Annotated in this window: 10 protein-coding genes; 1 reads left to right on the top strand and 9 read right to left on the bottom strand. The window is 71.7% G+C overall.

Annotated features, from left to right (window positions below; all coding sequences use genetic code 11):
- Positions 1 to 8: 8 nt before the first annotated feature.
- The 9 genes from ADK64_RS03395 to ADK64_RS03355 all read right to left on the bottom strand — a co-directional run bounded on the left by ADK64_RS03395 (position 9) and on the right by ADK64_RS03355 (position 12,476).
- Positions 9 to 983, bottom strand: coding sequence for a DNA polymerase Y family protein (locus tag ADK64_RS03395; protein ID WP_053654651.1), 975 nt, complete (start codon positions 981 to 983; stop codon positions 9 to 11).
- A complete protein-coding gene (locus tag ADK64_RS03390) occupies positions 980 to 4,420 on the bottom strand; it encodes a DNA polymerase III subunit alpha (protein WP_053654784.1) in 3,441 nt (1,146 codons plus the stop codon). The genes ADK64_RS03395 and ADK64_RS03390 overlap by 4 nt, the downstream gene beginning before the upstream one ends.
- A 193-nt stretch (positions 4,421 to 4,613) precedes the next feature.
- Positions 4,614 to 5,696 (bottom strand): S1 family peptidase, encoded by a 1,083-nt coding sequence (locus tag ADK64_RS03385; RefSeq protein ID WP_053654650.1) that lies wholly within the window; start codon positions 5,694 to 5,696, stop codon positions 4,614 to 4,616.
- 317 nt (positions 5,697 to 6,013) lie between these two features.
- Entirely contained in the window at positions 6,014 to 6,913 is a 900-nt protein-coding gene (locus ADK64_RS03380; protein ID WP_053654649.1) for a S1 family peptidase, read from the bottom strand.
- A 449-nt stretch (positions 6,914 to 7,362) separates the two neighbouring features.
- Positions 7,363 to 8,208: an LLM class flavin-dependent oxidoreductase gene (locus ADK64_RS03375; RefSeq protein WP_053654648.1), complete on the bottom strand. Its 846-nt coding sequence runs from the start codon at positions 8,206 to 8,208 to the stop codon at positions 7,363 to 7,365.
- Complete coding sequence (locus ADK64_RS03370) at positions 8,205 to 9,101, bottom strand: LLM class flavin-dependent oxidoreductase (protein WP_053654647.1); 897 nt, start codon at positions 9,099 to 9,101, stop codon at positions 8,205 to 8,207. Before ADK64_RS03370 ends, ADK64_RS03375 begins: the two co-directional genes overlap by 4 nt.
- A gap of 2 nt (positions 9,102 to 9,103) precedes the next feature.
- Complete coding sequence (locus tag ADK64_RS03365; RefSeq protein ID WP_053654646.1) at positions 9,104 to 9,865, bottom strand: amino acid ABC transporter ATP-binding protein; 762 nt, start codon at positions 9,863 to 9,865, stop codon at positions 9,104 to 9,106.
- Positions 9,862 to 11,622: an FAD/NAD(P)-binding protein gene (locus ADK64_RS03360; protein WP_053654645.1), complete on the bottom strand. Its 1,761-nt coding sequence runs from the start codon at positions 11,620 to 11,622 to the stop codon at positions 9,862 to 9,864. Before ADK64_RS03360 ends, ADK64_RS03365 begins: the two co-directional genes overlap by 4 nt.
- Entirely contained in the window at positions 11,619 to 12,476 is an 858-nt protein-coding gene (locus tag ADK64_RS03355) for an amino acid ABC transporter permease (RefSeq protein ID WP_053654644.1), read from the bottom strand. Before ADK64_RS03355 ends, ADK64_RS03360 begins: the two co-directional genes overlap by 4 nt.
- 431 nt (positions 12,477 to 12,907) lie before the next feature.
- Here ADK64_RS03355 and ADK64_RS03350 point away from each other — a divergent pair, with 431 nt between their 5' ends.
- Positions 12,908 to 13,837: an ABC transporter substrate-binding protein gene (locus tag ADK64_RS03350; RefSeq protein ID WP_053654643.1), complete on the top strand. Its 930-nt coding sequence runs from the start codon at positions 12,908 to 12,910 to the stop codon at positions 13,835 to 13,837.

Raw genomic sequence — 13,837 nt, 5'->3', positions numbered from 1 at the left:
GCCCGTGTTCACGCCGCCAGCGACCCCGGGACCACCGCCCTGGGCCCGAACTTGGCCCGCGCGCGGTCCGCGACCTCCTCGATCCGGCGGATCTTCTCGTCGACGGGGTCGAAGGTGAGCTGGCAGGAGGCCCGGTCGGCGGGGGCCAGGCCCTCGGCGCGCAGGACGAGGGCGCGGACCCGGGCGCGCTGGAGGCCGAGCGCCCCGTACATGCCGTAGGCCGTCTCCGTCAGGGCCGCCGAGTGCGCGGTCGGCTCCTTCAGGGTGCGGCTGCGGGTGGAGGAAGAGCGGTCGGCGTAGCGCACGGTGAGCGTCAGGGTGCGGCAGACCTTCTGCACCGCGCGCAGCCGGGTGCCCAGTTCCCCGGCGGCCGACAGCAGGGCCTTGCGATGCCGGACGGGATCCAGCTCGTCGATCCCGAAGGGCCGTTCAGCGACCAGCGAGCGGGAGACGGCGTTCGGCACGACCCGGCCGCGGTCGATGCCGCTCGCCCTCTCCCGCAGTTCGCGGCCCGCCTTCGCGCCGATCAGCCGCTGGAGCGTGGACAGCGGCGCGGCGGCGACCAGCCCGAGGGTGTCCAGGCCGTACTCGCACAGGGTGCGGGCGGTCGCCGTGCCGACGCCGGGCAGCGCGGACACCGGCCGGCCGGCGAGGAACTCCGCGATGCCGCCCGGGTCCTCGGGCACCGCGCAGGTCACCCCGGGCCGGGCGGCGCGCAGCGCCACGCGGGCCAGCATCGGCCCCGGACCGGCGCCGATGACACAGTCGACGCCGTACAACGCGAGGGCCCGCACCCGGATCACCGAGGCCAGCTCCACCGCGCTGCGCCCGAAGTACCGCTCGGCACCGCGCAGATCGGCCAGCGCCCCGTCCGGGGGCAGCGCCTCGACGACGGGAGTGAAGTCCTCCAGCAGTCCGAGCAGCCCCGGCAGGGCCGCCTCGCGCCTCGGCGGCAGCTGGAAACGTACGCAGAGGATGGTCATCCCGCACTCCCCGGACTCTGGTGCCACAACTTCCTCGTCGCCGAAGGCCCTTGCGCGGCCTCCTGCCCCGCGGGCCGCAGATCGGCCCACGGATGCATCTCGTATCCGGTGGGCAGCCGGATCCGCCGTCCACCCGTCGCATCGCCCTCACCACCTGCGGCCACCGGCTCCGCGAGCCGCGCGGCGACCACGTCCAGACCGCCCTCGGCGCGCAGTTCGGCCAGTTCGGCGAGGTTCCAGGCGGCGGAGCCCACCACGCTCAGACTGCGCGGGCCACGCCGCTGCACCACTCCGCGCACCAGCAGCAGCCAGGAATGGAAGACCGTGTGGGCACAGGCGTCGTGCGAGTCGTCGAAGAAGGCGAGGTCGACCAGGCCCGTGCCGTCGTCCAGCGTGGAGAAGATGACCCGCTTGCCGGACCGGATCGGCGGGGTCTGGGTGGCCGCCTTGGCACCCGCGACCAGTACGGTCTCGCCGTGCCGGGCCTCGCGCAGCCGGCGCGCGCGGACCACACCCAGCTCATCGAGGAACTCCCGGTGGTCGTCCATGAGATTCCGTGAGGCGTCCATGGACAGCACACCCAGCTCGGCGCTGAGCCGCTCCGTCGACGACAGATCGGGCAGCCCGGCCGGAGCGGTCTTCCGCCCGTCGGCCAAAGGAAGTTGACCGCCCCCCGCGCTCCGGGCCCCTCGGTGCAGCTCGGTCAAGTGCAGTTGCAGATCACGCCGGTTGGCGCCGAAGGCGTCCAACGCCCCCACCTGGGCAAGCCGCCCCGCCAGCGGCCGGCTGGGCCGCCCCCGCTCCCAGAAGTCCACCAGGGAGGAGTACGGCTGCCCGCCCTCGATCCGCTTCGCCTCGGCCTCGCTGATCCCGCGCACATCGCACAGAGCGAGCCGCAGTCCCCACACCCCGGATTCAGACACCAGTTCGATCCGGTGAGCGACTCCGGACACATTCACGTCCAACGGCAGGATCGGCACCCCACGCCGCCGCGCATCGGCCAGCAGCAGCCGCTTCGGATACATGCCCGGATCATGCGTGAGCAGCCCGGCGTAGAAGGCGGCCGGATGGTGGGCCTTCAGCCAGGCCGACTGATACGTCGGCACCGCGAAGGCGACGGCATGCGCCTTGCAGAACCCGTACGACCCGAAGGCCTCGAGGATCTCCCAGGTCCGCTGGACCGTCTCCGTGTCGTACCCGTTCGCCGCCGCACGCTGCGCGAACCACACCCGGATCCGCCCCTGTGCCTGCGGATCGGACAGTCCGCGCCGCACCCGGTCGGCCTCGCCCCGCCCGCACCCGGCCATGATGGCGACGATGTCGATGACCTGCTCATGAAAGACGACGACGCCGTACGTCCCCTTCAACGGCTCTTCCAGATCCGGGTGCGGACAGCGCGCGGGCGCCCGCCCGTGCCGCGCCTCGATGAACGGCCGCACCATGTCGGCGGCGACGGGTCCGGGCCGGAACAGCGAGATGTCGACCACCAGATCATGAAAGGTGCTCGGCTGCAGCCGCCCCACCAGATCCCGCTGGCCCGGGGACTCGATCTGGAAGCACCCCAGCGTCTCGGCGGACCGGATCAGCTCGTAGGTCTGCGCGTCCCCGGCCGGCACCGCGTCCAGTTCGACCCGCTCCCCCGTCACTCGCTCCACCTCGGCAACGGCGTGCGCCATCGCCGACTGCATCCGCACGCCGAGCACATCGAGCTTGAGCAGCCCGAGATCCTCCACGTCCTCCTTGTCGAACTGCGACATCGGCAGCCCCTCACCGCTGGTCGGCACCACCGGCGTACGGGCGAGAAGCGAGGCATCGGACAACAGCACCCCGCACGGATGCATGGCGACCCCGCGCGGCAGGGCGTCCAGCGCCTCGACCAGCTCCCACAACCGGCCGAACCTGTCCCGCTCCCCCGCCAGTTGCCGCAGTTCGGGCAGCTCCTCCAGCGCGGCCCGCGCATCCCGGGCCCGAATGTGCGGAAAGGACTTGGCGACCCGGTCGATCTCGGCCGGATCCATGGACAGGGCGGCACCCACGTCCCGAACGGCATGCCGTACCCGATAGGTCTCCGGCATGGAGACGGTGGCGACCCGCTCCGTCCCGAACCGCCCGATGATCGCCCGGTACACCTCGAGCCGCCGAGCGGACTCCACGTCGATGTCGATGTCCGGCAGCACCGCACGCTCCCTGGACAGGAACCGCTCCATCAACAGCCCGTGCTCGACCGGATCGGCGTGCGCGATCCCCAGCAGATGGTTGACGAGGGACCCGGCACCGGACCCACGGGCAGCCACGCGGATCCCCATCTCCCGCACGTCATCGACGACCTGAGTGACCGTCAGGAAATATGAGGCGAACCCGTGGAAGCCGATGATGTCCAGCTCGTGGTGCATCCGCTCCCAGTACGCACGCCGGCCGCCGTACCCGAGCCGCACCATCCCGGCCACCGCCCGCGAGGCAAGGGCCCGCTGGGCGGTGCGCCGCCCGGCGCCGACGAGATGCGCCTCCGGGAAGTGGACCATGCCGATGCCGAGATCGTCCTCGGGATCGACCAGGCACTCGGCGGCCGTGGCCAGGGTCTGCTCCAGCAGCCGGTACGCGACGTCACGCCGATACCCGGCCCCCTCCACGACCCGCTCGGCGACGCGCAGCATGTCATCCGCGCCCTTGAGCCAGGCCTCCCCGGAGTCCAGCTCCCCGCGCGGGTCGATCGGGACCAGCCGCCGGGCGGCATCCAGCACATCGGCGACCGGCCCCATCCCGGGATCGGCGTACCGGACGGCGTTGGTCAGCACCGGCCGCACGCCCTGTTCGGCGGCGAAGCCGACCGTACGGGCGGCCAGCCGCAGAGAGCCGGCCCCCGTGCCCGTACGCCCGTGCCAGACGGCCTCCAGCCGCAGGGCGTCGCCGTAGATCTCACGCCAGGGGGCCAGCAGCCTGACCGCCCGGTCGGGCCGCCCCGCCGCGAGGGCGCGCCCCACGTCGGAGCCGGGCCCGAGCAGCACCACGAGCCCCTCTCCGTGCTGTCCTGACCAGGGAAGCAGCGGAGCCCCCTCCCTCTCGTGCGCGGCCGTGACGAGCCGGCACAGCCCGGCCCACCCCCGGGCACCGTCCCGGGCGAGAAAGGTCGCGCGAGGAGCCGACTCATCGACAAAGGCCCCACCCCGCACCGGCACCCGGCGCCGCTCCCGCCGCCCGGCCCCGGCCCCGGTCTCGGGCTCGGTCTCTACGGCGAGATCCACCCCGAAGACCGGCCGCACCCCCGCTCCCGCGCAGGCCTTGGCGAAGCGCACCGCCCCCGCGACGGTGTCACGATCGGCGAGCGCGAGCACATCCATCCCCCGCTCCGAGGCGCGCTCGGCCAGCCGCTCCGGGTGGGACGCCCCGTACCTCAGGGAGAACCCGGAGGCGGTGTGCAGATGCGCGAAGCCCGGCACACGCACCTCCCGCACTCGAACATCAGTTCCCTATTTCCACCCCCACCATACCCCTATTTTCGAACGTCTGTGCGACAACTGTTCGCCCGCCTCCCACCTGCGCAAACACCCGCCCAAGGAGGCCACCGCAGGCGTGGAGCCCCGCCCCCGCACACACGGGGACGGGGCTCCACGGAACGCACGCCGAAAACAGTCAGCCGATCTGAGCCCCCGTGGCGGACAGCGCCGCGGTGACCGGCTGGAAGAACGTCTCCCCGCCGGAGGTGCAGTCACCACTGCCACCGGAGGTCAGCCCGATGGCGTTGCTCCCCGAGAACAGCGAGCCACCGCTGTCACCGGGCTCGGCGCACACGTTGGTCTGGATGAGCCCGCTGACCGTGCCCTCGGAGTAGTTGACCGTGGCGTTCAGGCCGGTGACCGTACCGTCGTGCACATGGGTCGTCGACCCGCTGCGCGTCACCTTCATCCCCACCGTCGCCTCGGCGGCACCGGTGATCTTCTGGGTGGACCCGTCGTACAGGTCGACCTCGCTCGGGTGGTCCACGTTCGCCGTGTACTTCACGAGCCCGAAGTCGGTTCCCGGGAAGTGGGACTCGGCGTTCTGCCCGATCTGCTGCCCGCTGGAGTCCGACCAGCTGGAGATGGCCGCGGTGCAGTGCCCGGCGGTCAGGAAGTACGGCTGACCGCCCTTGACCACGTTGAACCCGAGCGAGCAGCGCCCGCCCGAGCCGCTGATCGCGTCACCTCCGGCGATGAAGGGCTTGAACTCCCCCTTCGACCGCTTCAGTTCGGCCTTGCCGCCGAGCCCGTCGACCACCTGGCTCAGCTTGGTCCACTGCGCCCCGGACACGGTCCTGTCGGCGGTGACGACGACCTTGTTGCTGACCGGGTCCGTCGCCCACGACGTACCGGCAATGGTCGCGTCCTTCTTCAACATGGTCCGCGCGCCGTCGAGTTCGGCGAGCGAGTTGCCGACGACTCTGGCCTTGGCGCCGGCCGCCTCGACGGCCTTCACCGCACTCTGGTCGAGCACGTTGACGACGAGATGTCGGCCCTGGGCGTCGTAGTAGCCGCCGGCGGCGTCGGAGCCGAGGCTCTTCAGCAGTGTCGAGGCGAGATTTCCAGCCGCCGGAGCGGACAGAACCCGTGCTTGCGGTGCGGACTTCACCGGCTCACTGGCGTTCGCGTTCTGCAAGGTGAGACCCGCGGCGACCAGTGCGGCGATTCCCGCGCCGACCACGGCGGCCCGCCTTCCGGGTATGCGTCGGTGCTTCAACTCATGTCCTCCTGTGGGGGGTCGGCCCGGGAGTTATGGGGACTCGACGGGCCGGAAGGCTGGTTGACGAGCGACCACTCTTTCGAACCGCACAGGGAGCACACAAGGTTGACTTCAGGACGCGCGCAGAGAGGGTTCGCACCCCCTCCCGGCTTGACCGCCCACCGTCACGCCAGGAAATTCGCACTGCAAACACCACACGCAAGCGGTCCGCAGCGGAACGTGATGACAGTGCACGGCTTGTTTCCGCCCCTGTCCTGACAGCAGACAGCCCCCGCACACAAGGCGTGCACGGGGGCCGAAGAGAGCTGAGGCGATCAGGGCAGCGTGACCCCGTAGTAGCTCAGCGCCTCGGTCACGGGCTGGAAGAAGGTCGTACCACCGGAGGTGCAGTCACCACTGCCACCGGAGGTCAGCCCGTAGGCCACGGACCCCCCGTACAGCGGACCACCGCTGTCGCCGCCCTCGGCGCAGACCGTGGTCTGGATCAGGCCGGAGACGATGTCACCGCTGCCGTAGTTGACGGTGGCGTTCAGCGCGGTGACCCGGCCGCTGTGCGTCCCGGTGGTGGAACCGCGCCGGTAGACGGTCGTCCCGACGGACGGCGTGGCCGCGCTCGTGATCGACTGGCTGCCCACCGCACTCGGGTGCGCGATCGAGGAGTTGGTGTACCGCACCAACGCGAAGTCGTTGCCCGGGAAGCTGTAGCCGACGTTGGTGCCGAGCACCGTGCTGTGGCCGGAGTTGCTGTACCAGGTGGAGGCCACCTGGCCGCAGTGACCGGCGGTGAGGAAGTAGTACGTGCTGCCGCTGTGCACGTTGAACCCGAGCGAACAGCGGTAGGAACCGCCGTAGATGGCGTCACCGCCGCTGATCAGCTTGTTGAACCTGCCGGAGGTGTGCTTGATGGCGAGCGCACCCGACTCGGCGCCGGCCTGCTGCTTGATCTTGGCGATCTTGGCCTTGGACACCGTGCTGTCGACGGTGACGACGACACGCCCGGTCTTGCTGTCCACGGCCCAGGCCGTACCGGGTATGTCGGCCTGACGGACGGAGTCGCTTACCTTGCTGAGCTGGGTCGCGCTGAACGTGTGGGCGTCGCTGGCGTTCGCGGTGGGGGCGGCGAACGCCGCTGCGGCCAGGAAGCCGGTGGCCACGGCGATCAGCCGGGTACGTCTAGCGGTGCCGCTGCGGGGAGTGGTGCGCTTGATCCTCACGTTTCGTTCCCTCCCAGGGGAAGTCGGGGGCCCGCGTGGGGTCGGGGCCCGTGAGGCGCAGCCAGGGGTGCGGTGTCCGAACACGCATGCCCTCTGACAAGCGCTGAGGGGGAGTATTCGGCCGAACGACCGGTCGCCACAAGGGCGCCTTTCGGCCGTAGAACTTTAAACGCCTTTTACGCACGGCGCCCTGACTTCACCTCACCGCACACCCGTCGGCTCAGCGCACACTCTCCCGCGTCGATCGCCACGTCCAGCGTGAAGGCGAGCTCACCGGCGATGCCGAGTCCGCGCTCGTGAGCGGGCCTCGGCCCCACCCCCGTGGACGCGCACTCCTCACGTGCCCTCGCGGACCAGCACGAGTACGGTCCCGTCGGCATCGGCCACCCCACTCCCGGGAATGTCCGGAAGTCGCCCCTCCGGATCGTGCTCGACCCGCTGCCTGCCGGTCAGCGCGAGCGGCTCTCAGGGAGCCGAGACCTTCTCACCGGCTCAGGCACCCCGAGATGGGAGCGGAGGGTGGTGCCGGCGTACTCCCGGCGGAAGGCGCCCCGCTCCTGCAGCAGCGGCACCACCCGGTCGACGAACTCCTCCAACACGTGGGCCGCGAGCAGGAATCCATCGACAGCCCCCTCGCGGACGTAGAGGTCGAGGCCGGCGGCGACGGCCTCGGGGGTGCCCCCGAAAGACGCCTCACCGGTGGGGTCCCCGGGCACCACACTCACCCCGGCCATGACCTTCAGGTCCTCCGGAGCGCGTCCGTACGCCGCGAGCCGCCGCTTGACGTCGGCGTACCGGGCGCGGGACGCCTTCAGGGACCCGTGCGGCACGACCAGCACGTCGGCCGAGGCCGCGGCCGCCTCCCGCGCCCGCTCGCTCTCCCCCGCCCGGATCACCACGGGCCGCCCCTGCGGACAGCGGGGCAGCCCGACCGGGTGCGGCACCCCTTCGGGCATCCCGGAATCCCACCACCCCGCCCGCCCCGCACTGAGATGGTCCAAGGTGGCGAGCCTGCGGCCGAGTTCGTACGGCTCACCGTCGGCGCCGTCCACGGCTCCGGCGAGCCCGAGCCGGGCGGTGACCCCGGCGAGCGCGTTCAGCACGGCGATCGGCTCGGGCCGGCCCACCGGCCCCACACCGAACAGCAGGAAGTCGAACAACCCGCGCTCGGCGACGCGGGCGAGGCGCTCGACGGCGGCAAACGCGACGTCGGCGTCGTGCTCGACGGTGTCACCGCCGACCGGACCCCGGACCGCCAGATGCATCCGCCGCACCGGCAGCCGCCGTACGCTCATGACGTCCCCCCGCTCACGGCGTACCGCTGGACGGACCGGGCCAGCCCGAGATGGTCGCGCAGGGTGCTGCCGGGGTAGAAGGTGCGGAACAGCCCACGGTGCTGAAGCAGCGCCACCGTTCCGTTGACGAGCCGCTCCAGGTCACGGCGCGGCTCGACGGGGACGAGGTGGAAGCCGTCGACGGCGCCCTCGGCGTGCCAGGCTGCGACCAGTTCCGCGAGGTCGACGGGGCCGCCCCGGTACAACGGACCGCGCGCGGTCGGCCGGGTTCCTCCCCCACCGTATCCGGGCTCGGCCGCGTACTCCCCGTCGCCGAGGTCGATCAGCAGGCTCACCAGGACCCGCAGCGCGTCCGGCCCGCGCCCGGACGCGGCTGCCCGCTCACGCAGTTCGTCCCGTACGGCGCCGGCCTGGTCGGAGGTGGCGGCGCGGACCAGAGCCACGTCCGCGCACCGGGCGGCGACGCCCCGGCTGTGCTCCTCACTGGCGTCGAGCACGCGAACGGGCCGCCCCTGCGGCGACTCCCATCCGTCTGCCAAGTCCGCGGACGCTCCGATCCGCCACCCGGCCCGTCCCCCGCTGACCCAGTCCAGCGTCGCCACGCCGGCGGCCCGCGCCCGACAGGGCTCGGTATGCGTGGTGGAGGCCATCGGGACCAGGCCGATCCGCCGGGTCGCGGGCGCCACCCGACACAGCACGGCGAGCGCGTCGGGCCCGGACCGGTCGAAGGAGTCGTCCAGCGTCACGAAGTCCAGCCCGCCGCGCTCGGCGAGAAGGGCCAGTTCGAGGTAGGAACCGGCGTCGAAGGAGCCTGTCTGATCGATGCCGGCGGCGAGGTGCAGCAACCCGCCCCGAAACCGCCTGGCCACCCCGTGCCCCGTCACCGCACCCATCCTCACAGCACCTTCGCCAGGAACGCCCGGGTCCGCTCCGCGCGGGGAGCGTCGAGCACCTGCTCCGGCGTCCCCTGCTCGACGATCCTTCCGTCGGCCATGAACACCACCGTGTCGGCGATCTCCCGGGCGAACGCGATCTCGTGCGTGACGACGACCATCGTCGTACCGCGGTCCGCCAAGTCCCTTATGACATCGAGGACTTCACCGACCAGTTCGGGATCGAGCGCCGAGGTCGGCTCGTCGAACAGCAGCAGCCTCGGTTCCAGCGCGAGCGCCCGGGCGATGGCCACGCGCTGCTGTTGGCCGCCGGACAGCTGCCGCGGGTAGGCGTCGGCCCTGTCGTCGAGCCCCACCCGCGCCAGCAGTCGGCGTGCGGCCTCCACCGCCTCCTTCCGGGGCCGTTTCAGCGCGTGCACCGGCGCCTCGACGACGTTCTCCAGCACCGTCAGATGGGGGAAGAGGTTGAAGCTCTGGAAGACGAACCCGATCCGGGTGCGCTGCCTGAGCACCTCGCGCTCGGGCAGCTCGTACACCTTGTCCCCGGCGCGCCGGTATCCCATCAGGGCGCCGTCGACGCTGATCTCGCCCCGGTCGGCCTTCTCCAGCTGGTTGATGGTGCGCAGCAGCGTCGACTTGCCGGAGCCGGAGGGGCCGAGCACGACGGTGACCTCACCGGCGCGCACCGTCAGGTCGATGCCTTTGAGGACGTCGAGCGAGCCGAAGCTCTTGTGCACGGACCTGATGTCGACCATGACGGTCATCGTGTGGGTTCCCTTTCGAGTGAGGTGCCCAGAAGGCGCAGCGCCGCCCGGGCGGTGGCGTCGTTCTGCCGGAACGCGGGCCCGCCGGTGCGCGGCCGGGTGAAGGCGCCGGGGGTTCGGGCGTCGGTGTAGGGGCCGAGGGCGAAGCGCCGGGGATGCGGGCGCCCCGCCGCGTCGAGGACGCGGCCGTCGCGGGGGTCGACCCGGAGCAGCCCTTCGGGGGTCTCGGTGGCGCCGTCGGCGTGCAGTTCGCGCAGCAGGCTGTCGCGGGCCCGCCCGACGGTGGGCTCGGGCAGCCTGGCCTCGACCAGCGCCCGGGCCTCGACCGAGAAGCCGGGCACGGTGGAGCCGGCGGCCCGGAACACCCCGCCCGCGGCGGTGACGGTCATGCCGGCGCCGACGAAACGGAGCAGGCCGGCCCGGGACAGCGCGAGCATCTGCCGCAGCCGGGGCCCGGGCGGCCCGGACGCCAGATGGCTGAAGAACCCGTGCCACCAGGGCCCGACGTCCCCGAGCCGCACGATCTGCCCGTAGACGGACAGCAGTCCCAGGAAGACTCCCAAGTCGGCACTGTGCGAAGCGTCATGACGTCGTATCAGGTCATTCTCGATGTACCCGCGCAGCCCTTCCTGGAACGCCTCGTGCGAGGTGTGCCGCACGCCCTCCAGCGGATGGTCGAGCGCGGTGAGGTCGAGCCGGTCGGCCGGGTCCGGCACGGCGGCGGCGACCAGCGCCCGGGTCTCGGCGGGGCCGGCGGCGGTCGCGTACCTGTCCTCGAAGTCGGCCCAGGCCATCGCCGTACGCCCGGGGTGGGCGGTGAAGAGCCGGTGGTAGTGGGCGAAGCCCAGCTCCTTCTCCACCAGCGGCCGCACATCGCGCCGGAAGTCGAAGCCCTCCGGCCGGGCCAGCAGCGTCTCGACCTCGGCGGGCCCGAAGAAGCGGGGCAGCGGGGGCCGGTCGCCGGTCCAGTCGTAGCCGATCTTCGAGTGGTACGGCACCCCGCGCCGGGAGCCGACGTACAGCACCGGCTCCCGCCCGGAGGGAACGTAGGTGTCCCCCGCGTACCGCCCGCCGCGCCCCTCGGTGAGCAGGACCATCAGGTCGACGAAGGCCAGCCCGAAGCCCCGTACGAGGACGGGTTCGCCGGCCTTCAGCGCGGACAGGTCGCTGTCGGCGGTGAAGTCGGGCGGCAGGTGCGTCAGGCCGTGCTCGCGGGCATAGGAGGCCAACGCGGCCTGCTCGTCGTCGAGTTCGGCGTCGAGGTGGCCGAGGGCGAGGATCACCAGGTCGGCGAGGAGGGGGCGCGGCCGGTCCGCCAGCCACACCTGCTGGCGGCCCTCGCGCGGCCCGCTGACCCGCAGGGCGCGCCGGGCGTGGTGGTGGACGGCGATGCCCTCGGGCAGTTCGGCCAGCGCGCGCTCGTACACATGGCGCAGATAGCGCCCCTGGAGCTGCCGGTCGGCGAAGGTGCCGCCGTCCAGCCCGGCCCATTCGTGCAGGGTGGGGCCCTCGCGCACCGGGCCGTCCATGGCCACGCTCTCGTCGGTGAACATGGTGACGTCCTCGGCGTGCGAGTTCATCCACAGCAGCGGCGACTGCTCCTGGCGCCAAATGCGGCCGCCGCCCGGCGGGTGCGGGTCGACCAGATGGATGTCGAGGCCCGTGTCGGCGTACAGCTCGGGGGCGTTGGCGGCGATGCGTTCCAGGAGGCCGGTCCCCCGCGGCCCGGCTCCCACGATCACCAACTGCGGCCTCATCGGGCGCGCTCCGTGCCGCGCGCGTAGTACTTCTCGACGTAACTCTGGCCGAGACCGAGCAGCGAGGTGACGGCGGCGTACCAGAGGGTCGCGACCATCAGCAGCGGAATGACCTGATAGGTGCGGTGGTAGACCAACTGGGCCGAGAACAAAAGGTCGTTGACGGCGATGACACTGACGATCGAGGTGCCCTTGAGGGTGCCGATCAGCATGTTTCCGGCGGGCGGCACGATGGAGCGCATGGCCTGGGGCAGCACGATCCGCCACCAGCGCCGCGCCCGGCTCAGGCCCAGCGCCTGGGCGGCCTCGACCTGGCCGCGCTCCACGGAGAGGATGCCGGCCCGGACGACCTCGGCGGCGAAGGCGGCCTCGTGCAGGGTGAGCCCGACGACGGCGACGGCGACCGGCGGGAGCAGGTCCACGGTCCGCACGCCGAGCACCTGCGGGTACAGGGCGCCGATGTTGAACCACAGCAGCAGCTGCACCAGGATCGGGATCGACCGGAACAGCCAGACGTACCCCCAACTCACCGCGCGCAGCACGGGATTGGCGGACAGCCGGAAGGCGGCGAGCAGGGTGCCGAGGGCGAAGCCGAGGACCATGACCACGGCGGTCAGCCACAGGGTGAGCCACAGTCCGCGCAGGATGGAGTCCGAGGTGAAGTAGTCGGCGACGACGCCCCATTGGAACGCCTTGTTGCGCACGACGGAGTCGGCCGCGAGGCCGAACAGGGCGAGGACGGCGACCGCGGCGGCCCACTGTCCGTACCGGCGCCGCGGGACGATCCGGGGGAGGTCCACGGGCTCGGGCGTCCCGGGTGTGGCGGGGATCTTTGCGAGGGTGTCGGATGACATGCGAAGGCTCCGTGACGCGAATCGTCAGAACGGGGTGGTGCCTTCACACGGGCCGCGCGGTACGGCGCGGACACGGCCGAGCCCCTCAGCAGGGCCGTCCCCCGAGACTACGTGGGCGTTTCCGCGCACTGTCAAGGCCGTCCACACTGTGAGCCGTACGTCTCAAGTCGGTTGACGGGGAACCGGATGCCTGTTCCACTTGGCCCATGCATCCACAGCAGTGGCTGGTCACCCGCTCCCACATCGACCTCGGTCGCGTGTGGTCCTGTTCCTGTTGAGCTGACCCCCTGCTCGCGCCCGCCGATCGCAGGCGTGCTCGCGTTCTCCCTTCTTTCTCCACCGCCTTCTCCACGCGCTCCCTCCGCGCCTTCACACGCGCACCCCTCCCCTCGCGTTGTCGCACCCTGCTGCTCACAGGAGACCGCCACCCGATGCGTTCACGTTTCTTGCTGCCTTTCGTCATGATGACGTCGGCCACCCTGTTCGTCACCGCCTGCGGTTCCGGCCCGGGCGGGACGGACGCGTCCGAAGTCGCCGCCAAGTCCGACGAGGTACCCACCACGGACGTCGTCTCGGCCGAGAAGAAGGACGCGGCGGCGGCCGGGCTGCTGCCCGCCGGCACCACCCGCCTCACCGTCGCGATCAGCGTCGGCGGCACCCCGCCCGGCACCACCTATCTCTCCGACGGCACGACGCTGACCGGCCAGGACGTCGACTTCGCCCAGGCGGTCGGCAAGGTGCTCGGGGTCGGGCTGAAGGTGGAACAGGCGAGTTTCGAGGCGATCCTGCCCGCCCTGGACAGCGGTAAGTACGACGTCGGCGCGAGCAACTTCGGCGTCACGGACGAGCGCCGCAGGACCATCGACTTCGTCACCTACGTCAACGACGGCCAGGGCTTCGCCGCCCGCAAGGACAGCAGGCTGCCCCGGATCACCGATCTGCGGCAGCTGTGCGGTCTGCACGTCGCGACCGGTGCCGGCACGACCTTCGAGGCCACGCTGGAGGCGAACCGGCACGTGTGCGCCGACGCGGGCAAGAAGGCCTACCAGGTGCAGACGTACGGCGAGTCGAGCGCGATGTGGTCCTCGGTGCAGCAGGGCCGCAGCGATGTCGTGATGTCCACGATCAACGGCCTGCGCTACGCCGTGGCCCACCAGGTGGGCCTGAGGTTCCTGGGCGAGTACCACCGCCTGGACGTGGGCTTCGCCTTCAAGAAGGGCACGAAGCTGGCCCCCGCGTTCCAGGCGGCGGTGAACAGGCTGCTGGCCGACGGCACCTACGCCAGGATCCTCAGGAAGTGGGGTACGACGGGGTCGGCGATCGACAGGTCCCGGATCAGCCCGCCCGAACTGGGGAGCTGA

It is taken from the genome of Streptomyces sp. MMG1121 (genome assembly GCF_001280015.1).
In the GTDB taxonomy this organism is placed as follows: domain Bacteria; phylum Actinomycetota; class Actinomycetes; order Streptomycetales; family Streptomycetaceae; genus Streptomyces.
This window is presented reverse-complemented; position numbering and strand designations above follow the sequence as displayed.